The organism is Streptomyces sp. MspMP-M5 (assembly GCF_000373585.1).
In the GTDB taxonomy this organism is placed as follows: domain Bacteria; phylum Actinomycetota; class Actinomycetes; order Streptomycetales; family Streptomycetaceae; genus Streptomyces.
In genome coordinates, this window is sequence record NZ_KB891894.1 from 56194 (window position 1) to 77722 (window position 21529).

The window sequence follows — 21529 nt, forward strand, 5'->3', positions numbered from 1 at the left end:
CGTCCAGTTGAGAGTGACGCGGAAGGACCCAGTCCCATGGCGATCGAGGTCGGCACCAAGGCTCCGGATTTCGAGCTGAAGAACCAGCACGGCGAGCTGGTGAAGCTCTCCGACTTCCGCGGCGAGAAGAACGTCGTGGTGCTCTTCTATCCCTTCGCCTTCACCGGCGTGTGCACCGGTGAGCTCTGCGCCCTCCGCGACGAGCTGCCGAAGTTCGTCAACGACGACGTGCAGCTGCTCGCGGTCTCCAACGACTCGCCGTTCTCGCTGCGGGTCTTCGCCGAGCAGGAGGGCCTGGAGTACCCGCTGCTGTCGGACTTCTGGCCGCACGGCGAGGTCTCCCGGGCGTACGGCGTCTTCGACGAGGAGAAGGGCTGCGCGGTCCGCGGCACCTTCGTCATCGACAAGGAGGGCGTGGTGCGCTGGACGGTCGTCAACGGCCTGCCCGACGCCCGCGACCTCAACGACTACGTCAAGGCGCTCGAAGCCCTCTGATCCCGCTGCCCCCTCCGGTCGCGGCGTGCGCGGCGGCCGATCGGACATCCGACGGGATCCGTGTGCGATATCTGCATGCGGCGGGAACCGGTCACTAGGATCAAATCGTTGATCCGATGCCATGCACGATGGGGGCGCAGATCTTGACGTACCCCTCGAATCTACGGGAGGACTCGTGGGAGTCAGCCTCAGCAAGGGCGGCAACGTCTCGCTGACGAAGGAAGCCCCCAACCTGACCGCCGTCCTCGTCGGTCTGGGCTGGGACGCCCGCACCACCACCGGTACGGACTTCGACCTGGACGCCAGCGCCCTGCTGACGAACGACCAGGGCAAGGTCGCCAACGACCAGAACTTCGTGTTCTTCAACAACCTCAAGAGCCCCTGCGGTTCGGTGGAGCACACCGGCGACAACCTCACCGGTGAGGGCGAGGGCGACGACGAGGCCATCAAGGTGAACCTCGCCGGTGTCCCCGCCGACGTCCACAAGATCGTGTTCCCGGTGTCGATCTACGACGCCGAGACCCGCCAGCAGAGCTTCGGCCAGGTCCGCAACGCCTACATCCGCGTGGTCAACCAGGCCGACGGCACGGAGCTGGCGCGCTACGACCTCAGCGAGGACGCCTCGACCGAGACCGCCATGGTCTTCGGCGAGCTGTACCGCAACGGCGCGGAGTGGAAGTTCCGCGCCATCGGCCAGGGCTACGCCTCGGGCCTGCGCGGTATCGCGCAGGACTTCGGGGTCAACGTCTGACCGCACGGCGACCGCGCCCCGGCGCCGTACGCCCCGTCCGGGGAGTGCGGCGCCGGGCGCGTTTCCGGGGCGCGCGAGGCGTCCCGCACCGACACCGGGGAGGAATACGAACACCATGGGCGTCACACTCGCCAAGGGGGGCAACGTCTCCCTGTCCAAGGCCGCGCCGCATCTCACCCAGATCACGGTCGGCCTCGGCTGGGACGCGCGGTCCACCACGGGAGCACCCTTCGACCTCGACGCCAGCGCGCTGCTGTGCCGGTCGGGCCGGGTGCTGGGGGACGAGTACTTCGTCTTCTACAACAACCTCAAGAGCCCCGAGGGCTCGGTCGAGCACACCGGTGACAACCTCACCGGTGAGGGAGAGGGCGACGACGAGACGATCCTGGTCGACCTCACGCAGGTGCCCGAGGAGGTGGAGGCCATCGTCTTCCCGGTCTCCATCCATGAGGCCGATCTGCGCGGCCAGAGCTTCGGCCAGGTCGGCAACGCCTTCATCCGGATCGTCAATCAGGCCGACGGCAGCGAACTGGCCCGCTACGACCTCAGCGAGGACGCCGCCGGCGAAACGGCGATGATCTTCGGCGAGGTCTACCGCCGCAACGGCGAGTGGAAGTTCCGGGCCGTGGGGCAGGGGTACGCGTCGGGACTGCGCGGTATCGCTCTAGACTTCGGGGTCAACGTTTCGTAAACAGCCACGTACACAGCGTGGTTGGCGGCAAGGAAGACGGAAGGCCACCCGCTGCGCCTGGAAACGAGGCAGGTGGCCTTCCTGAGCCCGCCGCCCTCGAAGGACGGGAGTGCGCTCATTATGCCCAGGCAATCACGCTGTCCGACCAGTTGGCTGGCCTCGGCGAGTCAGGCCCTCATGTACTGCGCGGCGCTGGCCGCCGGTGTCGTGCTCGTCGTGGCCGGCCGGGCCACGCCCGTCGAGGCGTCCGGTTATGTCTCGCCGTTCCTCGTGATCTTCGAGGGGGCGCGGCGGCGGAGCTGACGACCGGCCTCACCTGCGACTCTCCGGGCGGGCCGGGGCCGACCGGCCCGCCCGGGGAGGATGCGCTCTACACTTCGGGTCAACGTTTAGCAAAGCGCCGCGCACTGCGCGCGGGGGACCCACACAGCGAGGGATTGGGTAGGCAGTGCTCCTGAAAACCTTTGGCTGGTCGTTCGCCATCACGGTGCTCGGCCTCGGCCTGGCCGGCGTCCTCTGGGGGTGGCAGGGGCTCGCGATCGTCGGGATCCTGTCCATCCTGGAGATCTCGCTGTCCTTCGACAACGCGGTCATCAACGCGGGCATCCTGCGCAAGATGAACGCCTTCTGGCAGAAGATCTTCCTCACTGTCGGCATCCTCGTCGCGGTATTCGGCATGCGGCTGGTCTTCCCCGTCGTCATCGTCGCGATCACCGCGAAGATGGGGCCGATCGAGGCGGTCCAGCTCGCCATCAACGACAAGGCGCACTACGAGGCGCTGGTCACCAGCGCCCACCCGGCCATCGCGGCCTTCGGCGGCATCTTCCTGCTGATGATCTTCCTCGACTTCATCTTCGAAGACCACGACTACAAGTGGCTGTCGTGGATCGAGAAGCCGCTCGCCCGGATCGGCAAGCTCGACACCCTCTCCGTCATCGTGGCGCTGGTCGTCCTGCTGGTCAGCGCCATGACGGTGGCGCCGCACGCCGCGCACGGCGGCGGCGACAAGACCACCACGGTCCTGCTGTCCGGTATCGCGGGCCTGATCACCTATCTCGTCGTCGGCGGGATCTCCGGCTACTTCGAGGGCCGCCTGGAGGACGACGAGGCCGAGGACGGCGCCGAGGCGGGCGCGGTGGAGAAGAAGGGCGCCGAGGCGGGCTCCGTGGCGGGGCTGGCCGGCAAGGCGGCGTTCTTCATGTTCCTCTACCTGGAGGTCATCGACGCCTCGTTCTCCTTCGACGGGGTGATCGGCGCGTTCGCCATCACCAACGACATCTTCGCGATGGCCCTGGGTCTGGGCATCGGCGCGATGTACATCCGCTCGCTGACGGTCTTCCTGGTCCGCAAGGGCACCCTGGACGACTACGTCTACCTGGAGCACGGCGCGCACTACGCCATCGGCGCGCTGGGCGTCATCCTGCTCGCCACGATCCGCTACGAGATCAGCGAGGTCGTCACCGGCCTGATCGGCATCGTGCTGATCGCGCTCTCCTTCGGCTCGTCGGTGCTGCGCAACCGGCGCGAGGGCAAGCCCGGCGCGGAGCCGTCGGCACAGTCGGAAGTGACGTCCGGAGTGTGACGGGCCTCTTATTGAGGAACGCTTTCTGCGGGGCGGCCACGGGGGACACACCCATGGACCGCCCCGCAGGTGGTTTACGGGCGAGGACATGGGGTGGGCAAGGTGTCGTTCCTGGAGAACCTGTGGCGCGGCAACGCGCCGAAGTTCGACGGCGGTGGCGCGTCGTACGTCGTCGAGCTGACGAAGCGGAATCCGGTCGTCTCGCTGACGAAGCAGGGGGCGGCCAACGGGCATCTGCGGGTCAATCTGAGCTGGCAGATGCGTACTTCGGACTTCGGCGAGCGGGGCGGGCAGCGCCCGGCGAGCCTGCTGCGGAATCCGGGCAGGCTGTTCAGGCCCGAGATCGTGCAGGCCCAGGGCCCGGCCGTGGTCAACGTCGACCTGGACCTGGCCTGTCTGTACGAGCTCCAGGACGGCACCAAGGGCGTGGTGCAGCCGCTGGGCGACTTCCTCGGCGACCTCAACGGCCCGCCGTTCGTCAAGCTCAGCGGCGACGACCGGTTCGGCTCGGGCTCCGGCGAGACGCTGTACGTCAACCTCGACCATCGCGACGAGATCAAGCGGCTGCTGATCTTCGTCTACATCTACGACGGGACCCCGGCGTTCGCCCGCACGCACGCGGTGGTGACGCTCTACCCGAGCACCGGGCCGCGGGTCGAGGTCAAGCTGGACGAGCGGGCGCCGCAGGCCCGTTCCTGTGCCGTCTTCATGCTGGAGAACGGCAAGGACGGCCTGTCGGTGCGGCGCGAGGTGAAGTACGTCTACGGCTTCCAGGCCGAGCTGGACCGGCTCTACGGCTGGGGGCTCCAGTGGGGCCGGGGGTACAAGTCGAAGGTCTGAGATGAGTGCGGACCCGGTGCGGCCGGGGCGCGGAGGCGGCTGTGCGGCTCCCGCGCCCCGGCCGTTCGCGTCCGGGCGTCAGCGCCGCTGGAACTGCGGCCCCTGGGGCGGCAGGACGAACGACGGATCGGGCACGAACGGCTGCGGCTGCGGCGGCACCGGGTAGCCGTACGTGGGGGCGAACGTCTGCGGCTGCTGCGGATAGCCGTAGGCGGGCGGCTGCTGCGGCGGGTAGAGGGGCTGCTGCGCGGGCGGTCCCGGGTAGCCGTAGGCCGGCTGGGCGGGCGGCTGGGCCGGCGGGGGCGGGACGTCGGCCGGGTAGCCGTAGCCGCCGGTGGGCGCGGGGGGCAGCGGCGCGGCGGAGAAGGGTTCCGGCATCCGGTCGGGCACGTGCTGGGTGACGGCTTCCGGGTCCGACTGCGGGCCGCCTGCGGGCGGCGCGGTGGCCTCCTCGGGCCAGGCGCCGGGCGGCGGGGAGACCGGGCCGGACGGGGCGCCGTCCGCGGGCCGCGGCACGGCCGTGGTGGGGTCCTCGGCGCCCGCTTCCGCGGCGGACGCCTCCGGGGACGGGGAGTCCGCGGCCGGCGGCGCCGCGCCGGCCGCCACGGGAGCCGGCCGGCCGCCGGCCGGGTCGTTCTCCTCCACCGAGATGCCGAACTCCGTGGCCAGGCCGACCAGTCCGCTCTCGTAGCCCTGGCCCAGCGCCCGGAACTTCCAGCTGTCGCCGCGGCGGTAGAGCTCCCCGCAGATCAGCGCGGTCTCCTCGCCCGTCTCGGGCACCACGTCGAAGAACGCCAGCGGCTCGCCGTCCGGCGCCGCCGCGTCGTACACCAGCACCCGCAGGTCCGTCACCCCGGCGAACGGGCCGCCGTCCGAGGAGGCGGCGAGCACCACCCGCGCCACCGAGGGTTCCAGCGCCGTCAGCTCCGCCTCGATGGTGTCGGTCAGCGCGTCGCGCAGCTGGGCCTTGGGCAGGTGCCGGACCAGGCCGCCGGGGTGCCGCGGCTGGTTGTAGAAGACGAAGTCCTCGTCGGAGCGCACGCGTCCGTCCGGCCCCACCAGCAGGGCCGAGGCGTCGACGTCGGGGACGCCGGCGCCCGGCGTCCAGCGCAGGACGGCCCGGACTGCCGTGGCGTCGAGGGGTACGTTCGACCCTTTCAGCATCGCGTGCGTCATGCCGCAATCCTGCCTTCCCTCTGGTGGCGGCCACAACGCGGGGGCCGGGCACGGCGCTTCCCGGTCATCCGGCGGCCACCCGGGGGTGGCGAGATTTTCCCGCGGCCGGGAACTTTCGGCACCCCCACGCACGTACGATTACCGGCTGGATTCAGACAGCGAGACGCAGCGGGGGGCCCGGGTCCCGCTTTTATACGGGGAGTTGTATGCGGCACTTTGGGCATCTTGCGCCAGATATCCGGAAGGCTCTGTTCCACAAGGAGCCGGTGGAGTTCACCGCCGACTCCCCGGCCCGCATGCTCGCCGTCGCCCTCGGTGCCACGCTCTACAGCCCCGCCACCCGCCCCCGGCTCGCCGCCGACGTCCGCAAGCAGGCCGCCCGCGGCGTCACGTCCATGGTGCTGTGCCTGGAGGACTCCATCGGCGACGGCGACGTCGCGGCCGGCGAGGAGAACCTCGTCCGGCAGTTCGCCCTGCTCGACGCGACCGCCGACCGCGGTGAGGACCTTCCGCTGCTCTTCGTCCGGGTCCGCGAACCGGCCCAGATACCGGACCTGGTGGGGCGCCTGGGGCAGGCCGTGCGCAGGCTGTCCGGATTCGTACTTCCCAAGTTCACGGCGGAGCGCGGCGCGCCTTTCCTGGCGGCGCTGGCCGCCGCCGAATCCGCCTGCGGGCGGCGGCTGTTCGCCATGCCGGTGCTGGAGTCCCCGCAGCTGCTGCATCTGGAGAGCCGCGCCGCGACCCTGGAGGGCATCGCCCGCACCGTCGACCACCACCGCGACCGGGTGCTCGCCCTGCGCCTCGGCGTCACCGACTTCTGCTCCGCCTACGGCCTGCGCCGCGCCCCCGACATGACCGCGTACGACGTCCAGCTCGTCGCCTCCGTGATCGCCGACGTCGTCAACGTCCTCGGCCGCGCGGACGGCAGCGGCTTCACGGTCACCGGTCCGGTGTGGGAGTACTTCCGGCTGCACGAGCGGATGTTCAAGCCGCAGCTGCGCCGCAGCCCGTTCCTGGGCCGGGCCGAGGAGCTGCGCACCAGCCTGATCGAGCACGACATGGACGGCCTGCTGCGCGAGATCGAACTGGACCGCGCCAACGGCCTGACCGGCAAGACCTGCATCCACCCCTCGCACGTCGCCCCGGTGCACGCCCTGTCGGTCGTCAGCCACGAGGAATACAGCGACGCCACCGACATCCTGCGCCCCGAGCGCGGCGACGGCGGGGTGCTGCGCTCCTCGTACACCAACAAGATGAACGAGGTGAAGCCGCACCGCGCCTGGGCCGAGCGGACGCTGCTGCGCGCCGAGGTGTTCGGGGTGGCCCGCGCGGACGTCGGCTTCGTGGAGCTGCTGACCGCGAGCGTCCAGCCGGCCTGAGCACCACGGAGAGCACGGATGACGACGACGGCGACCACACGGCAGACACGGACGACGGCACAGATGACGGCACAGATGACGGCAAGAGCGACGGCATGAACGACGGCATGGACGACGGCATGGACACGGCGACGCAGGAGACACGGCACGTGGTGTGGACGGGAGAGTGGGTCGCCCGACGGCTCGGGGTCGCGCTGACCGGCGGGGACGAGCTGCCGCAGCTGCTCGGGCTGGCGCTGCGGCGCAACCCCAGGCGCGCCCACCTGCTCGTCTCCCACGTCCTCGGCAAGCACATACCGCAGCGCCCCGACGTGGTGCACGGCGCCGGCGCCGGACTGGGCCGCCGGGTGCGCGCCCTGCTCGGCGACGCCGACGCCGCCCGCGCCGTCGTCCTCGGTTACGCCGAGACCGCCACCGCACTGGGCCACTCGGTCGCCGACGGACTGGCCCTCGCGCCGTATCTGCACTCCACCCGCCGGCCGGTCCCCGGCGTGCCGCACGCCGCCGGCTTCGAGGAGGAGCACAGCCACGCCACCTCGCATCTGCTGCTCCCCGAGGACCGCGCCCTGCTCGCCGGCGACGGCCCCCTGGTCCTCGTCGACGACGAGTTCTCCACCGGGCGGACGGTGCTGAATACCATCTCCGCGCTGCACGCCCGCTACCCGCGGCAGCGCTACGTCATCGTCGCCCTGGTGGACATGCGCTCCGCCGCGGACCGGGATCGGCTGGCGGAGTTCGCCGCCGAACTGGGCGCCCGGGTCGACGTGGTGGCCCTGGCCGGCGGCGGCGTCGAGCTGCCCGCCGACGTCCTGGAGCGCGGCCGGGAGCTGGTCGCCGCCCACGAGGAGCCGCCCGCGCCCCCCGAGCGCGGCGCGGCCCGGCGCCCCGAGGCGCTCCGCGTCGACCTCGGCTGGCCCGCCGGCCTGCCCGACGGCGGACGGCACGGCTTCACCCCCGCCCACCGCGCGCGCCTGGAGGAGCACCTGCCCGCCATGGCCGCCCGGATCGCCGGCCCCCTCGGCGCCGCCCGCCGCATCCTCGTCCTCGGCAACGAGGAGCTGATGTACGCCCCGCTGCGGCTGGCCGGAGCCCTGGACGCGCACCTCGCCGGGACCGGCGCGACCGTGCACTTCTCGACCACCACCCGCTCGCCGGTGCTCGCCGTCGACGACCCCGGCTACGCCATCCGCACCCGTCTGGCGTTCCCCGCCCACGACCGCCCGGCCGACGGCCCGGGGGAGCGCTACGCCTACAACGTCGCCCCCGGCAGCGACCCCGAGCGCCGCTTCGACGCGGTCGTGGCCGTCGTCGACTCCGCCGGCGACCGGCCCGAACTCCACGCCCCCGGCGGCCTCCTGGACCGGCTCGCCGACCACACCGACCGGCTGCTGCTGGCCGTCGTCCCCGCCCACACCCCGCGCGGCGCGCTCCCCGGCCCGCTGCGCGACTCGCTCCCAGGCCCGCTGCGCGGCCCGGCGTTCTCCTCCTACGCCCCCGACGAGGTCGGCTGGCTGCTCCAGGACCTGTCCGGCGTCACCCTGGAGGCGCCCACCGAGGAGCGTGAGGAGGCGATCCAACAGGGCGGCGCCCACTACGCCGAGTCGCTGCCGGTCGAGTACCAGCCCAGCGAGGAGTACCAGGAGCTGTTCCACGCCGCGCTGCGCACCTCCGCCGGCCGGATCGCCCGCGCCGTCGGCGCGGTCACCGAGACCGTCCTCGCCGAACGCGGCCCGCGCCCCGTTCTGGTCTCGCTCGCCCGGGCCGGCACCCCCGTCGGCATCCTCATGCGCCGCTGGGCCGCGCACACCCGCGGCCTGGACCTGCCGCACTACGCCGTCTCCATCGTCCGCGGCCGCGGCATCGACACCACCGCACTGCGCTGGCTCGCCGCCCACCACGACCCCGCGGACGTGGTCTTCGTCGACGGCTGGACGGGCAAGGGCGCCATCACCCGCGAACTCGCCGGCGCCCTCGCCGACTTCACCGAACATCCCGGCTTCGCCGACTGTCCCGGCTTCGACCCGCGGATCGCGGTGCTCGCCGACCCCGGCGGCTGCGTCGAGACCTACGGCACCCGCGACGACTTCCTCATCCCGTCCGCCTGCCTGAACTCCACCGTCTCCGGGCTGGTCTCGCGCACCGTCCTCCGCGCCGACCTGGTCGGCCCGGACGACTTCCACGGCGCCAAGTTCTACCGCGAACTGGCCGGCGCCGACCTCTCGGCGGAGTTCCTGGACACCGTCACCGCACGCTTCGCCGAGGTCGCCGACGCGGTCGCCGCCGACGCCCGGGACCTGGCCGCCGCCGACCGCACCCCGACCTGGGCCGGCTGGGCCGCCGTCGAGCGGATCAGCGCGGAGTACGGCATCCACGACATCAACCTCGTCAAACCCGGCGTCGGCGAGACCACCCGGGTCCTGCTGCGCCGGGTCCCCTGGCGGATCCTCGCCCGGCGCGGCGCCGGCCGCGACCTCGACCACGTCCGCCTGCTGGCCGGGCAGCGCGGCGTGCCCGTCGAGGAGGTCGACGAACTCCCCTACACCTGCGTCGGGTTGATCCACCCCCGCTTCACCCGCGGGGCCACCGGCGCCGACGGCAAGGCGGTGGCCTCCCGGTGACCGCCCCCGCCCCGCTGGTCGCCAGCGACCTCGACCGCACCCTGATCTACTCGGCCGCCGCGCTCCACCTCACCGGCCCGGACGCGGCCGCCCCCCGGCTGCTCTGCGTCGAGGTCTACGAGGGCCGCCCGCTCTCCTACATGACCGAGACGGCCGCCGCCCTGCTCGCCGAACTCGCCCGCCGCACCACCTTCGTACCGGTCACCACCCGCACCCGCGAGCAGTACCGGCGCGTCCATCTGCCCGGCCCGCCACCGGAGTTCGCGGTCTGCGCCAACGGCGGCCGGCTGCTCGTCCGCGGCGAGTCCGACCCGGACTGGCAGCGCACCGTCGCCGCCCGGCTCGCCGCCCAGTGCGCGCCGCTCGACGAGATCCGGGCGCACCTGGACCGCACCGCCGACCCGGCCTGGCTGCGCTCGGCCCGCACCGCGGAGGACCTCTTCGCCTATCTCGTCGTGGAGCGGTCGCTGCTGCCCGAACCCTGGGTCAAGGACCTGGCCGCGTGGGCCGAGCCGCGCGGCTGGACGGTCTCCGTCCAGGGCCGCAAGATCTACGCCGTGCCCAGGCCGCTCACCAAGAGCGCCGCGGTGGCCGAGGTGGCCCGCCGCACCGGCGCCCCCGGCATCCTCGCGGCCGGCGACTCGCTGCTCGACACCGACCTGCTGCTGGCCGCCGATCGCGGCTGGCGCCCGGGTCACGGCGAACTGGCCGACACCGGCTGGCGGGCCCCGCACGTCACCGCCCTCGCCGAACGGGGCGTGGCCGCCGGCGAGGTGATCACGCGGGCCTTCCTCGACGGCGCCACGGCACCGGGGCGCGCCTGATGACACGCCGCGGGTGGCCGCAATAGGCTCAACAGGCTGTCCGCGACCGGGAGGAGAGTCCGTGGCCGAGTCCAAGAGCGCACCGCTGACACCGGAGCTGTACGACTACGTGCTGGCACACCAGCCACCCCTGGACCGCGTGCTCCAGGACCTCGTGGACGTCACCCGCGAGCGGTTCCCCGAGGCCGCGGGGATGCTGTCGGCACCCGAGCAGGCGCCGCTGCTGGCGTTCCTGGTCCGCCTGACCGGGGCCCGGCAGGTCGTCGAGGTGGGGACGTTCACCGGCTTCGCCACCCTCGCCATGGCCCGCGCACTGCCCGCCGACGGCACGGTGACCACCTGCGACGTCTCCGAGGAGTGGACCGCCTGCGCCCGGGAAGCCTGGGCGCGGGCCGGGGTCGCGGACCGCATCCGGCTGCGGCTCGCCCCCGCCCTGGAGAGCCTCCGGGCGATGCCGGCCGAGCCGCACGTCGACCTGGTCTACCTCGACGCCGACAAGAGCGGCTATATCGCCTACTGGGAGGAGCTGGTGCCGCGGCTGCGGCCCGGCGGACTGCTCGTCGCGGACAACGTCCTCTACCGCGGTGCGGTCACCGACCCGGCGGCGACCGGCTCGGCCCTGTCGATCCGGGAGTTCAACGACCACGTCCTGGCGGACGGCCGCATGGACGCGGTGCTGCTCACCGTGGCGGACGGGGTGACGCTGGCCCGCAAGCGGTAGCCCGCGGGCCCGGCCGGGGGTCAGCCGCAGCAGCCGCCCCCGCAGCAGCCGCCGCCCCCGCCGCGCGGGGCGGCGGGGGCCGCCGCCGTTCCGCCGACGGCGACGGTCGAGAGCAGCTTCACGGTGTCCTCGTGGCCGTCGGGGCAGACGGCCGGGGCGGACGACTCGGCCATCGGCCGGTTCAGCTCGAAGGTGGTCCCGCAGGGACGGCAGCGGTATTCGTAACGGGGCATGGGCCCAGATTACGGGGCGCGGCGACGTCTGCGGGCAGGTCCGCCGGGGCGGCTTCCTCGCCGCCCCCGCCCTCACCGCACGACGGTGCCCGGCGGCGCGCCCAGCAGCCCCAGCTCCGCACGGGTCGGCGCGCCCTCCCAGTCGCCCGGGGAGGCGACCGCGAACGCGCCGGTGGTGACCGCCCGCGCCAGCCGCCCGGCGACGTCCGCGCCGTCCAGCAGCGCCGAGAGGTACCCCGCCGCGAAGGCGTCGCCGGCGCCCACCGGGTCCACCGCCCGGACGGGGACGGCGGGTTGGCGGCACGGGCCGTCGCCGGTGAACGCCGTGGCGCCGTCCGCGCCGTACGTGACCACCACCTCGCGCACGCCCCGTTCGCGCAGCCGCCGGGCCGCGTCCTCGACGGGGCCGCCGGCCGCCCCGGGCACGCACAGCGGCAGCTCGTCCTCGGAGGCGAGCAGCACGTCCACACCGGGCAGCCAGCCGCGCAGCACCTCGGCGGCCTCCTCCGGTGTCCACAGCCGGGCGCGGAAGTTGACGTCCAGGCAGACCAGTGTGCCGTGCCCGCGGGCCAGGCGGAGGGCGTGCCCGGCGGTGGCGCGGGCCGCGGGGCCGAGCGCCGGGGTGATGCCGGTCAGGTGCAGCACGCGCGGCGGCGCCGTGGCGAAGACCCGCTCGACGGCGTCCGCCGCGGGCCGCGAACCGGCCGAGCCCGCGCGGTAGTAGTGCACCCGGGTCACCTCCGGCAGCCGCGGCTCGAAGAGGATCAGCCCGGTCGGCGCGCCGGGGTCGCGGGTGGCGCCGGACACCTCGACGCCCTCGGCGCGCAGCGTCCGCAGCACCAGCTCCCCGGCCTCGTCCGCGCCGACCGTACCCGTCCAGTGGACGCGGTGGCCGAGCCGCGCCAGGCCGATCGCGACATTGCTCTCCGCCCCGGCGACCGAGACCCGCATCGTGCCGCCGAGCCTCAGGGGGCCGCTGCCGCGCAGCGCCAGCATGGTCTCGCCGAAGGTGAGGACGTCCGGGGGGACGGGGGTGGCGGGGGTGGCCTGCGGTGTACGGGGGCTCGTCACCATTCGGCGAAACCGCCGTCCTCGTACCGCCAGACCGGGTTCCGCCAGGCGTGTCCGCCCGCCGCGTCCGCCGCGCGCAGGGCCGCCTCGTCCACCTCCACCCCGAGCCCCGGCCGGTCGGTCCGCGGCAGCGCGCCGCCCTCGAAGCGGAACGGCGCGGGGTCGGTGACGTAGTCCAGCAGCTCGGCGTCGCGGTTGTAGTGGATGCCCAGGGACTGCTCCTGGATGAGGAAGTTCGGGGTGGTGAAGGCCACTTGGAGGCTGGCGGCGAGGGCGACCGGGCCGAGCGGGCAGTGCGGGGCGAGATGGGCCCCGTAGGTCTCCGCCAGCGCGGCGATCCGGCGGAGTTCGGAGATCCCGCCGGCGTGCGAGACGTCGGGCTGCACCACCGCGATGCCGGCCTGGAGCGGGGCGAGGAATTCACGGCGGGTGTAGAGGCGTTCACCCAGTGCGAGCGGAACGCCGGACGCGTCGACGAGGGAGGGCAGCGCGTGCACGTGCTCGGGGAGGACGGGCTCCTCGACGAACATCGGCGCGTATTCCGCCAGCAACGGCAGCAGTCTGCGGGCATCGGAGGGGGAGACCCGGCCATGGAAGTCGAGGGCGAAGTCCCGGTCGTCGCCGAGGACTTCACGGGCGGTCGCGGCGCGCCGCAGGCATGCGCGCACCTCCGCGCGGGTCGCCAGCGGGGACATCCGCCCGCAGCCGTTCATCTTGACGGCGGTGAAGCCCGCGGCGACCTGCGCGGCCAGCGCGTCCCGGATCTCCGCCGGCTCGTCGCCGCCGACCCAGGCATAGGCCCGCACTCGCTCGCGCACCGGCCCGCCGAGCAACTGGTGAACGGGCAGCCCGCAGCGCTTCCCCTTGATGTCCCACAGCGCCTGGTCCAGGCCGGCGACGGCGGAGGAGAGCACCGGGCCGCCCCGGTAGAAGCCGCCCTTGGTCATCACCTGCCAGTGGTCCTCGATGCGCGCCGGGTCCTGCCCGACGAGATATTCCGCCAGCACCGCCACGGTCGCCCGCACCGGCTCGGCCCGCCCCTCGACCACCGGCTCGCCCCAGCCCACGACGCCCTGGTCGGTCTCGACCCGGACGAACAGCCAGCGCGGCGGCGCGAGAAAGGTCTCGACACGGGTGATCTTCATGGAGTCGGCCATGGCGCGGGGCCCGTCCTTCCGTCGCGGCGTCCGTCGGGCGCGTCCGCCGCCGGAGCCGTGTCCACCCACGGAGCCGCAGGCGCCCACCCAGGGAGAGATGCCCACTCGCCGGGCGGACCGCACGTGCCGTTTCCGGCCTTACGGGGTTCCGGCCTCACGGATGCTCGCGCGCCGACTTGTCGAGCAGTTCCAGCATCGCCATGTACGCCCCGTCCAGGTCCCGGTCGCGTACGGCCTCGGCCACCGCCGCGTGCACGGTGTGCGGATGCTCGAAGGCCCCGGAGGCGTACACCTCCCGGCCGCGCTGGATGATCACGGGCACGATCACCCGGTGCATCTGCGCGTAGAAGCGGTTGTTGGAGGCGAGCAGCATCGCGGTGTGGAAGGAGGCGTCGGCGCGGACGAGCAGCACGGGGTCGTCCTCGGTCGCGGACATCGCGGTCAGCGCGGCGTTGAGCGCTTCGAGGTCGTCGTCGGTGCGCCGCTCGGCGGCCAGCGCGGCGGCCGCCGGCTCGATGGACCGGCGGAGTTCGAGCATGTCGGCGAAGAAGTCGGACGACGCACCGGCCGCGAGCTTCCAGCGCAGCACGTCGGAGTCGAGGAGGTTCCACTCCTCCTGGGGCCGGACGTACGTGCCGTGGTTCTGGCGGGTGGCGAGCAGGCCCTTGGCGGTCAGCACCTTCACCACCTCGCGCAACACGGTCTGGCTCACGCCCAGCTCCGCCATCAGCTCCGGCAGGGCGAGCACGTCCCCCTCGCCGTAGCCACCCTCGAAGATCCGCTTGGCGAGCGCCTCGACGGCCGCACCGTGCGACCCCTGTCCCGCATACGAGGCGGGATTCCCCAACTGCCCCATGGTCGCTCCCACCTGCCCGGTGCTCCCGGCGCCACGCGCCCGCCGGCCCGCTGCCGCCGCTCCCGGAATCCACAACTCCGCGTGCCCGGGCGCCCGTTATGTCGAACGCTGCTCGCCGCCGTACGCTGCCCGCGCGCCGCCACATGCCGGCCCATGCCGCCGCACGCCGACCGCGACCCGCCAGGACGCAACCGTCACGGCCCAACCGTCAGGGCGCACCGAGCGGCACAGCGCATCCCTTTCCCGTTCGCCCCTCACAGCTCCTCGGGGCTGCCGGCCGGGGGCGCTCCGCCGGGACGCGTGCCCGCCGCACCCCCGCCCTTCCCGGGCCCGGTGCCCGCCGCGCGGTCCTCCGTGCCCGGACGGGCCGCCGCGTGCAGAGAGGTGTCCGCGCGCGCACCGGTGTGCCGGGGGTGCGGACCGGTGCGACTGGTGCCAGGGCCGAGCGAGCCGAGCCCGCCGTGCCAGGAGCCCTGCATCCGCCTCCGCGCCGACTGCCGGCCGGCCGTCATCCCGGACACCGGGTGCAGGTCCCCGCTGGCGAAGCGCTCGGCCTCCTCCGGATGCCTGGCGCGCCAGTACGGGTTGTCGTGCGACAGCCCGCCGCTGACCCGCCCGTACATGCCGAACACCAGCAGCAACAGCCCCACCACGAAGCTGAAGAGCACGTTCTGGATCTTGAACGCGAGGAAGTTGGCGTCGGTCTGCAGCAGCCCCAGGTTCACGAACCCGCTCAGCAGGAAGAGCCCGCCGAGCACGATGTTGAGGGTGGAGGCGAAGTTCCCGCCGACCACCATCCCGGTGAAGAGCACCGCCCCGACGACGATCGAGATCACGCTGAGCGAACCATTGGTGCTCAGCCCGGCCACGGTCGCACCGCCGGTGTCGAAGAACCCGATGTGGTGGGTCAGGCCGAGGATGCCGAAGGCGGCCAGCACCAGCCCCATCACGCCCGCACCGATGCGGTAGACGAGGTTCAGCCGGTGGTCCACGGGCAGGTGCTCGTTGATCTGGGCGCGCCGTCGCTTGAACCGGCGGAGGGGGTTGGTGGGCCTGTGCAGCACCTGGCCAGGTGCACCGGTAGCAGCCATGTCCGGCCTCCTTCGCGCAGTCGAACCGCCTGGGCCGTACTCAGTACAGTCCAGGTCTCCAGCATCCGACACACGGGGAATTTGTGCCATCGCGGAACGAGTCGCAGAACGCATCGCGGAACGAATCGCAGAACCAGTTGCGGAACGAATCGCGGAACGAATCGCGGAACAAGTCGTGGAACAGAAGGCCCGCCCTTGCGCTCCCCCCGTCAACCTCTCAGCGTCCGCCGCCCGGCGCCGCCCCGCCCCGCACGTCGCGGATCTCCTGCACCACCCGGGCCGCCGTCTCCCGCACCGCCTCGGTCTCGGTCAGGAAGTGCCACCAGTCCGGGTGGCGCCCCTCCAGACCCGCGACCGCGCGGTCCAACCGCGCCACCGCCTCGTCCAGCGGCCCGGCGTGCCGCGGGTCGGGCGTGCTGCGCCCGGCCATCGCCAGCCGCTGTGCGTCCCGGACCGCGAACCGCGTGCGCTCGATCTCCTGCTGCCGGTCGGCCGCCACCGCGTCCAGCCGCCGCAACCGGTCGCCGGCCGCCGACACCGCCTCGTCGGTGGAGTTCAGCAGCGCCCGCACGGTCGCCAACCGGCTGGTCGCGTCCGCCCAGCGCTGCTCCCCGCGGGCCTGCTCGCCCTCCCGGAGCGCGGCCCGGGCCTGCTCGACGGAGGCCACCGCCTGCTCGGGCACCTTCTGGAGGTCCTGCCAGCACGCCGCGCTGTACCGCCGCCGCAGCTCACTGAGGACCGGGGCGACCTGCTGCGCGCGGGTGGTGATGGCGTCCGCGCGGGTCCGCAGCGACACCAGCCGCTTGTCGATCTCCGCCGCGGTCGCCGGCAGCCGCTCGGCCTCCGACCGGATCGCGCCGGCCTGCCGCTGCACCTCCTCCGCACGCCGGATGGTCTCCGGTACGCCGTGCTGTGCGGCCCCCTGGTTCAGCTTGGTCAGCTCCGGGCCGAGCGCCGCCAGCCGCGCCGCGAGGTCGTCCGCCCGCAGGCCCTGCCCCCGTACCGCGTCCAGCGCGTTGCTCGCCGCCAGCAGCGCCTGCCGGGCCTGCTCCACGGCCGGGGCCACCCGCGCCAGCTGGGTCTCGGCGTTCTGCAGCAGCGGCGCGAGGCTCTGCGCGAACCAGTCCAGCTCGCCGCGGACCCGCTCCAGCTCCTCCCGGGCGCGGGTCAGATCGGCGCGCGCCCGCGCGAGCGCGGCGCCGTCGAGGTCGTCCCGGTCAAGATCATGGGAGTCGACGGCGGTGATGTACCCCTGGCTGACCTGGTCGATCCGCTGGCCGAAGCTCTCGTACTCGGCCGTGGCCTGCCGGGCCCGCGGGGAGTCGTCGACGGCGGTGATCGTCTCCACTGAGATCCGCAGGTCGCGGTGGGCTGAGTCGAGCTCGTAGAACGCCGCCGCCGCGGCGTCCTTCGCGGCCTGTGCGTCGGCCCGCTGGCTCTCCCCGCGCCCGAACCAACGCCGGGTGCCGCCCCCGGCGAACGCCATCGGCGCCACCGCCACCAGCAGCGGCAACGGCAGCAGGACGAGCCCCACGGCCTCCCGCGCCGCCCGGCCGAGCCGGCTCCCACGGGCGCGACGGCGGTCCCCCCGCCCGGACTGCATGTGTGTCGCCGTCACATCCCTCTCCCGATCGGATCGCCCCAGGACCGGCTGACATTCTCCCACCCACCCGAACGAACATCCCGGCCGGTGAGTTCTCGCCCCCGCCCACCACCCCGAACCACCCCCTGCAAACCGCCCGGCTCGCGCCCCACACCGCACCGTTCCGCCCCTCGGCCCGGGTTTGCAGTCCCGGCCCCAGGGCAAGGTAGTCTGTCGGCTCGGCCAGGGCGCATAGCTCAGCGGTAGAGCGCTGCTCTTACAAAGCAGATGTCGGCGGTTCAAATCCGTCTGTGCCCACCACACTGACCAGCGCAAACGCAAAGAATGCCCTTCCGGGGAGTGATCCGGAAGGGCATTCTTGCGTTCTGGCGGGAAGGCGGGGGACAACAAGCAGCACTCGTCGTGCTGCCCTCGCGAGGGCTCATAAGGGCTTACGCGTGCTTACGAGGGTGTCCGCTCAGGCGGCGTCCTTCCCCACCAGCCATGACGGCGGCTCGGGTGGTTCACCCGCCTGGCGAACCTCGGCGCCGCTCGGGGTGGTCAGCTCCTGCTGCGTCTCATGCACCTCTGCGAGCAGACGCGTCACCAGCTCCTCCAAGCGCGGTCCGGTGGTGTCCTTGGGGACGGTCACCCAGACCGGCCCGCCGTGCCGTGTGTCGCCGACGGCGTGTCCGTGGAAGCCCTTCGCGTGGCGTTCGCATGCGACGATCCGCACATCGCAGTAGTCGACCGGCTCCTGCAGGGATGCCACGGCATCCGGTTGGGCGTACTCGCGCCCCCGTGCGATGAACTCGTCGAGATGGGCGCGCAGTTGGTCGGCCTCCTCGAACGTCATGGCGACGTAGTGCCGCTTCTCGCTGTTACCGATGTCGAGACCGATCTGAGGGAGCCGGGCGTGCGGCAGGTGTTCCATGCCGAGATCGAGCGACTCGGCCTCTCGCCCCCATTTCGTGCGGATCACGGGTTGGAGCGTCAGCTCCATGCTGTTCTCGGGCGCGGCATGGAAGTGGTCGACGACGAGTCCCGTCGGGGTGTGCTCCTCCGTCGGCCGGGGCGCCCGACGGGAGATGGTGGCGCCCTTCACCCTGATCAAGCCCCTCGGCCACCGGTGACCTCTCTCGCCTCATCACCCACCGCTCCCAACGAGTGGTTCCGGCCGCCCCGGGTGGAAGCCGTCCTCCCTGTCCGCCGGGCGGCCTCGTCGGCGGCCATGGACTTGTCGAATATCGATATGTTCCTCTAGCCTCGGGCATATCGAAAATCGATGGGATGGGATGCAATGGACACGCGACTCACGAGGGTCCTGGCCTCGGTGACCTTTCTGCTGGCGGTGGTCAGCGGGGTCGCCTTCCTCGGCAAGGGGGTCACGCACATGCTCGACCACGGGGCGGTCTGCGTGAAGACGGGTTTCTGGGCCAATGCCCGACTCGGGGAGCGGCTGCCGATCGGCAAGGGTGTGGACGCGTCCAGCAGTGCCGCAACCCTCTGCCAGAACAGCCCCTCCGTGGGCCAGCGCGCCGCCGACCTCGGGGGTCAACTGCCCTGGCTGCTGTTCGGCTCCCTTGCGCTGCTGCTCTTCGCCCAGCTGCTCAGGGCCGTCCGGCTGCACGGGCCGTTCACCGACGTGGCCGCGCGACGGCTCTCCGTTCTCGGCTGGTTCGTCACCTTGGGCACGCCGGTGGCCGGTCTCATCGTCGGCTGGTCGCAGTCCTGGCTGGTCGGGAGCATGGCGCCGGTCGCGGGTTCCGGACCGACGGTCTCCGGGCCGCTGGAGCTCGTCCTCGCCGGCCTCGCCGCAGTGATCATGGGGAAGATCATGCGTGAGGGCGTGCGCATGCGAGAGGACCTCGAAGGGACCATCTGATGCCCGAAGAGGAAGTCCACGCGATCCGGATCCATCTCGACCGGCTCCTCGCCGAGCGCGGCATGACGCTCACCGAACTGGCCGCGCAAGTGGGCATCACCGTCGTCAACCTGTCCGTGCTCAAGAACGGGCGGGCCAAGGCCATCCGCTTCTCGACCCTGTCGAGGATCTGCGATGTCCTCCAGTGCCAGCCGGGAGACCTGATCAGCCACGACCCCGCCGAGCCTGCCTAGCCGGTCATCGCGGTGGGGTCCACCACGGAGCGGTCGGGCCATCCTTCCTCGGCGCCCCTGGAAGGTCAGGGGCCGGCCCGTGGCGACAGGGTCTGGAGCCGTTCCATGTTCCCGAAGCGGTGTCGCCGTTCGGGTCGGTGGTGCGTATCCGGCGCGGACGGCCGCAGCCAAAGGGAGGCACGTAGGCGCATACTGGGGGTGATGACAAAGCCCGCTGCACCGAAGCGTCATTTGCCAACCAGCCCCTTCAGGGCTCCGGTTGCCCCGGCTCCCAAGCACTTCGCCATGGGAGACCAGGTCACACACGACATCTACGGCCTCGGCCGGGTGATCGGCATAGAGGAGGGAACCGCGGCGCTCGTGGATTTCGGCTCGGCGCAAATGCGGATCTTGAGCCCGTACGCGAAGATGACCAAGCTGTAGGACCGCTGTGCCCGGTCACGGCACGCCAGTCCCCTTCGGGACCTGTAACGCTAGGGAGCCCTCTCATCGATCTGACGTCGCTGTTCTCCGCCCCGGAAGGGCAACCCCACTGTTCCGCCGCAGCGTCGCCGCCTCCGACGACAAACCCCTTCCTGGCCCCGGACTTCGGGGAAGACGAGGCATTCCTGTCCGAGGAGGCAATGGGGCCCGCCTCGTAACTGCCCCAGGCAAACAGGGCGGCCCTTCAAGGTCCGGCGACGGGCTGAGAGGGGTCGCTCTGTTGCGAGCAGCGAGGGCAATCGATGGCGGATCCGGCTGGTTCGATGCGGCTAGGGCGCTTCTGACGGATCTCCGCGGCGTCAGAAGCGCCCTAAGCGGCGCGAGGGTCAGCGGGTGGAAGCAGCCGCTCGTGGCGATGCCAGATGAGGTAGCGGTCCTCGCGCCGTAGCTCTGCGGTGCCCCATTCGACGCGCATCACACCTCGCTCCATCGAGCAGGCGTACGCGATGGTGATCAACCGGTACTCCGGCGGGAGGAGCGCGATGTCAGGGTGCACTTCTTGTTCGTCGAGTTCATCGAGGCCCAGGTCGAACGCCTGCTGCCGCGGTTCGGGCCCGTGGCGCCTGATCAGGTCCGCGCGGAGGCCGACGGCCCGACGCAGCCGTGCCGTGGTCACGGGGACGTCCTTCTTCGCGTACCTGATGGGGTAGATGACGTTGTTACCGATGACCATGACCGTGCGGCCTTGTAGCCGTATCGCTGTTGCGCCTTCGAAGGGCGCCAGGCCGGCCGCCAGTGCCTCGTACTGCACGGCATGCAACCCGTGACCGTACGCTTCCAGCGTTTGGGTATGGACGCCTTCATGGCCATGGCGGGCCCTTTCATGGGCCTGCACGAGGCATGCTGGGATGGCTTCGGCCAGCTGCCCGGCCAGGCTTCCAAAGGTTTCCCTTGCCCACGGAGTTACTGAGCCCACACCGTACCGCCCCCCTGAGGCGTCAAAACGCCGAGCGGCATCCACTCAAACGATGCGTTGGGTCCGCGAGTTGCACAAGGGAGCATGGGCGCACAGACCGCGCACGTTCCCCATCTCCGACACCCACGAGTGACATCCACGGGGGCGGATCACGGCAGCACCAAGCGAACGTCCGACGCGAACGGACCGGCGGGAGGTGTGAGGGCGGTCCGAACGGTCCGAGGTCGCGCCCTCCGGCACACTTCGGTGTCCTCCGGTGTGCCCGGGGGTGGCTGGAAAGGGATGATCGGGGTGATTTGGGGGGGGTTGGTGCTTGGTGGGGGCGAGTATGGTGGGGAGTGGATGACTTGAATGTTCAAGTAAATTGGGTGAGGGTGGGGTGCTGGTCGGCGCGAGGGAAATGGAGGAGGGCTGATGTCTGTACGGCGGCTCAATCACGCGGTGTTGTACATCCGTGAAGTGGCGCGGTCGGTGGCGTTCTACACCGAGGTGCTGGGGTTCACGGTCGACGTGGAGATTCCGGGGCGGGCGGCCTTCCTGAGCGCGCCCGGGTCGCACAACGACCATGATCTGGGGCTGTTCGCGGTGGGGCCGGATGCGCCCGGGCCGGAGAACGGCCGGATCGGGCTGTACCACCTGGCCTGGGAGGTCGGGACGCTGGGCGATCTGGCGGCGGTCGCGGCGCGGCTGCGGGAGCGGGATGCGCTGGTGGGCACCAGCGATCACCTGGTCTCCAAGTCGCTCTACGCCCGGGACCCGGACGGCAACGAGTTCGAGGTGATGTGGCGGGTGCCCCGGGAGGACTGGCCGGGGCCGGATGTGGCGGACCGGCTTCGGCCGCTCGATCTGTCGGCGGCGCTGGAGCGCTGGGGCCCGGACCTGCTGACGGGCGCGGCGGCGGGCTCGGCCACCTGAGGCGCCAGGGGCCGTTTGCTGTCGCGCCTG

23 protein-coding genes and 1 tRNA gene are annotated in these 21529 nt (G+C 72.2%); 15 read left to right on the forward strand and 9 right to left on the reverse strand.

Annotated elements, in window-relative coordinates; genetic code table 11:
* The first annotated feature begins 36 nt into the window (after positions 1-36).
* From B073_RS0119080 to B073_RS0119105, 6 genes are all read left to right on the forward strand, one after another.
* Positions 37-495 carry a peroxiredoxin gene (locus tag B073_RS0119080; RefSeq protein WP_018539686.1) on the forward strand — a complete coding sequence of 153 codons (459 nt, stop codon included), beginning with the start codon at positions 37-39 and terminating at the stop codon, positions 493-495.
* Between the two features lie 175 nt (positions 496-670).
* Positions 671-1246 (forward strand): TerD family protein, encoded by a 576-nt coding sequence (locus B073_RS0119085; protein ID WP_018539687.1) that lies wholly within the window; start codon positions 671-673, stop codon positions 1244-1246.
* Positions 1247-1361: 115 nt separating this feature from the next.
* The gene (locus B073_RS0119090) at positions 1362-1937 is read left to right on the forward strand and encodes a TerD family protein (protein ID WP_018539688.1); all 576 of its coding nucleotides are present in this window, start codon (positions 1362-1364) and stop codon (positions 1935-1937) included.
* Between the two features lie 120 nt (positions 1938-2057).
* The gene (locus tag B073_RS0119095) at positions 2058-2240 is read left to right on the forward strand and encodes a hypothetical protein (RefSeq protein ID WP_051094087.1); all 183 of its coding nucleotides are present in this window, start codon (positions 2058-2060) and stop codon (positions 2238-2240) included.
* A 145-nt stretch (positions 2241-2385) separates the two neighbouring features.
* Positions 2386-3519, forward strand: a complete 1134-nt coding sequence (locus B073_RS0119100; protein WP_018539690.1) for a DUF475 domain-containing protein — start codon at positions 2386-2388, stop codon at positions 3517-3519.
* Between the two features lie 102 nt (positions 3520-3621).
* The gene (locus B073_RS0119105; RefSeq protein WP_026247524.1) at positions 3622-4359 is read left to right on the forward strand and encodes a TerD family protein; all 738 of its coding nucleotides are present in this window, start codon (positions 3622-3624) and stop codon (positions 4357-4359) included.
* Between the two features lie 78 nt (positions 4360-4437).
* Here the strand turns inward: B073_RS0119105 and B073_RS0119110 are convergent, their stop codons facing one another.
* Positions 4438-5535, reverse strand: a complete 1098-nt coding sequence (locus B073_RS0119110; protein WP_018539692.1) for a TerD family protein — start codon at positions 5533-5535, stop codon at positions 4438-4440.
* A gap of 206 nt (positions 5536-5741) precedes the next feature.
* On the opposite strand from B073_RS0119110, the gene B073_RS0119115 reads away from it, so the two are divergent.
* The 4 genes from B073_RS0119115 (at position 5742) to B073_RS0119130 (ending at position 11077) form a co-directional block, all read left to right on the forward strand.
* Positions 5742-6914, forward strand: coding sequence for an HpcH/HpaI aldolase/citrate lyase family protein (locus B073_RS0119115; protein WP_026247525.1), 1173 nt, complete (start codon positions 5742-5744; stop codon positions 6912-6914).
* A gap of 95 nt (positions 6915-7009) precedes the next feature.
* Entirely contained in the window at positions 7010-9532 is a 2523-nt protein-coding gene (locus B073_RS0119120; protein ID WP_018539694.1) for a phosphoribosyltransferase, read from the forward strand.
* Complete coding sequence (locus B073_RS0119125) at positions 9529-10356, forward strand: hypothetical protein (protein ID WP_018539695.1); 828 nt, start codon at positions 9529-9531, stop codon at positions 10354-10356. The genes B073_RS0119120 and B073_RS0119125 overlap by 4 nt, the downstream gene beginning before the upstream one ends.
* A 61-nt stretch (positions 10357-10417) precedes the next feature.
* Positions 10418-11077 carry an O-methyltransferase gene (locus B073_RS0119130; RefSeq protein ID WP_018539696.1) on the forward strand — a complete coding sequence of 220 codons (660 nt, stop codon included), beginning with the start codon at positions 10418-10420 and terminating at the stop codon, positions 11075-11077.
* Positions 11078-11097: 20 nt separating this feature from the next.
* Here the strand turns inward: B073_RS0119130 and B073_RS0119135 are convergent, their stop codons facing one another.
* The 6 genes from B073_RS0119135 to B073_RS0119160 all read right to left on the reverse strand — a co-directional run bounded on the left by B073_RS0119135 (position 11098) and on the right by B073_RS0119160 (position 17103).
* Positions 11098-11310 (reverse strand): FmdB family zinc ribbon protein, encoded by a 213-nt coding sequence (locus B073_RS0119135; protein WP_018539697.1) that lies wholly within the window; start codon positions 11308-11310, stop codon positions 11098-11100.
* 72 nt (positions 11311-11382) lie between these two features.
* The gene (locus B073_RS0119140) at positions 11383-12384 is read right to left on the reverse strand and encodes a sugar kinase (protein ID WP_018539698.1); all 1002 of its coding nucleotides are present in this window, start codon (positions 12382-12384) and stop codon (positions 11383-11385) included.
* Positions 12378-13526 carry a galactonate dehydratase gene (gene dgoD / locus B073_RS0119145; RefSeq protein ID WP_026247527.1) on the reverse strand — a complete coding sequence of 383 codons (1149 nt, stop codon included), beginning with the start codon at positions 13524-13526 and terminating at the stop codon, positions 12378-12380. The genes B073_RS0119140 and dgoD overlap by 7 nt, the downstream gene beginning before the upstream one ends.
* Positions 13527-13692: 166 nt before the next feature.
* Positions 13693-14406 (reverse strand): FadR/GntR family transcriptional regulator, encoded by a 714-nt coding sequence (locus tag B073_RS0119150; protein WP_234025119.1) that lies wholly within the window; start codon positions 14404-14406, stop codon positions 13693-13695.
* A gap of 242 nt (positions 14407-14648) precedes the next feature.
* Positions 14649-15485, reverse strand: coding sequence for a DUF4383 domain-containing protein (locus B073_RS0119155; protein ID WP_078508074.1), 837 nt, complete (start codon positions 15483-15485; stop codon positions 14649-14651).
* Between the two features lie 217 nt (positions 15486-15702).
* A complete protein-coding gene (locus B073_RS0119160) occupies positions 15703-17103 on the reverse strand; it encodes a hypothetical protein (protein ID WP_037812108.1) in 1401 nt (466 codons plus the stop codon).
* A 210-nt stretch (positions 17104-17313) separates the two neighbouring features.
* On the opposite strand from B073_RS0119160, the gene B073_RS0119165 reads away from it, so the two are divergent.
* Positions 17314-17388 (forward strand) — tRNA-Val (locus tag B073_RS0119165).
* A gap of 157 nt (positions 17389-17545) precedes the next feature.
* On the opposite strand, the gene B073_RS0119170 is transcribed toward B073_RS0119165, so the two are convergent.
* Positions 17546-18181: a hypothetical protein gene (locus tag B073_RS0119170; protein ID WP_158690156.1), complete on the reverse strand. Its 636-nt coding sequence runs from the start codon at positions 18179-18181 to the stop codon at positions 17546-17548.
* Positions 18182-18367: 186 nt separating this feature from the next.
* On the opposite strand from B073_RS0119170, the gene B073_RS0119175 reads away from it, so the two are divergent.
* From B073_RS0119175 to B073_RS0119185, 3 genes are all read left to right on the forward strand, one after another.
* Positions 18368-18952 (forward strand): DUF2975 domain-containing protein, encoded by a 585-nt coding sequence (locus tag B073_RS0119175; RefSeq protein ID WP_018539704.1) that lies wholly within the window; start codon positions 18368-18370, stop codon positions 18950-18952.
* Positions 18952-19185 carry a helix-turn-helix domain-containing protein gene (locus B073_RS0119180; protein WP_018539705.1) on the forward strand — a complete coding sequence of 78 codons (234 nt, stop codon included), beginning with the start codon at positions 18952-18954 and terminating at the stop codon, positions 19183-19185. Before B073_RS0119175 ends, B073_RS0119180 begins: the two co-directional genes overlap by 1 nt.
* Positions 19186-19386: 201 nt before the next feature.
* On the forward strand, positions 19387-19608 hold the full coding sequence (locus B073_RS0119185) for a hypothetical protein (RefSeq protein WP_026247528.1): 222 nt from the start codon (positions 19387-19389) through the stop codon (positions 19606-19608).
* 370 nt (positions 19609-19978) lie between these two features.
* Here the strand turns inward: B073_RS0119185 and B073_RS0119190 are convergent, their stop codons facing one another.
* Positions 19979-20584, reverse strand: coding sequence for a hypothetical protein (locus B073_RS0119190; protein WP_026247529.1), 606 nt, complete (start codon positions 20582-20584; stop codon positions 19979-19981).
* A 414-nt stretch (positions 20585-20998) separates the two neighbouring features.
* Here B073_RS0119190 and B073_RS0119195 point away from each other — a divergent pair, with 414 nt between their 5' ends.
* A complete protein-coding gene (locus B073_RS0119195) occupies positions 20999-21499 on the forward strand; it encodes a VOC family protein (RefSeq protein ID WP_018539708.1) in 501 nt (166 codons plus the stop codon).
* Positions 21500-21529: the final 30 nt, after the last annotated feature.

What these genes read in the sequence shown, in the direction of transcription:
- B073_RS0119195 (WP_018539708.1), top strand. Translation starts at nt 20,999, where the DNA reads ATGTCTGTACGGCGGCTCAATCACGCGGTGTTGTACATCCGTGAAGTG.
- B073_RS0119180 (WP_018539705.1), top strand. Translation starts at nt 18,952, where the DNA reads ATGCCCGAAGAGGAAGTCCACGCGATCCGGATCCATCTCGACCGGCTC.
- dgoD (WP_026247527.1), bottom strand. Translation starts at nt 13,526, where the DNA reads ATGAAGATCACCCGTGTCGAGACCTTTCTCGCGCCGCCGCGCTGGCTG.
- B073_RS0119120 (WP_018539694.1), top strand. Translation starts at nt 7,010, where the DNA reads ATGAACGACGGCATGGACGACGGCATGGACACGGCGACGCAGGAGACA.
- B073_RS0119185 (WP_026247528.1), top strand. Translation starts at nt 19,387, where the DNA reads ATGACAAAGCCCGCTGCACCGAAGCGTCATTTGCCAACCAGCCCCTTC.
- B073_RS0119095 (WP_051094087.1), top strand. Translation starts at nt 2,058, where the DNA reads ATGCCCAGGCAATCACGCTGTCCGACCAGTTGGCTGGCCTCGGCGAGT.
- B073_RS0119140 (WP_018539698.1), bottom strand. Translation starts at nt 12,384, where the DNA reads ATGGTGACGAGCCCCCGTACACCGCAGGCCACCCCCGCCACCCCCGTC.
- B073_RS0119080 (WP_018539686.1), top strand. Translation starts at nt 37, where the DNA reads ATGGCGATCGAGGTCGGCACCAAGGCTCCGGATTTCGAGCTGAAGAAC.
- B073_RS0119155 (WP_078508074.1), bottom strand. Translation starts at nt 15,485, where the DNA reads ATGGCTGCTACCGGTGCACCTGGCCAGGTGCTGCACAGGCCCACCAAC.
- B073_RS0119175 (WP_018539704.1), top strand. Translation starts at nt 18,368, where the DNA reads ATGGACACGCGACTCACGAGGGTCCTGGCCTCGGTGACCTTTCTGCTG.
- B073_RS0119090 (WP_018539688.1), top strand. Translation starts at nt 1,362, where the DNA reads ATGGGCGTCACACTCGCCAAGGGGGGCAACGTCTCCCTGTCCAAGGCC.
- B073_RS0119110 (WP_018539692.1), bottom strand. Translation starts at nt 5,535, where the DNA reads ATGACGCACGCGATGCTGAAAGGGTCGAACGTACCCCTCGACGCCACG.
- B073_RS0119115 (WP_026247525.1), top strand. Translation starts at nt 5,742, where the DNA reads ATGCGGCACTTTGGGCATCTTGCGCCAGATATCCGGAAGGCTCTGTTC.
- B073_RS0119135 (WP_018539697.1), bottom strand. Translation starts at nt 11,310, where the DNA reads ATGCCCCGTTACGAATACCGCTGCCGTCCCTGCGGGACCACCTTCGAG.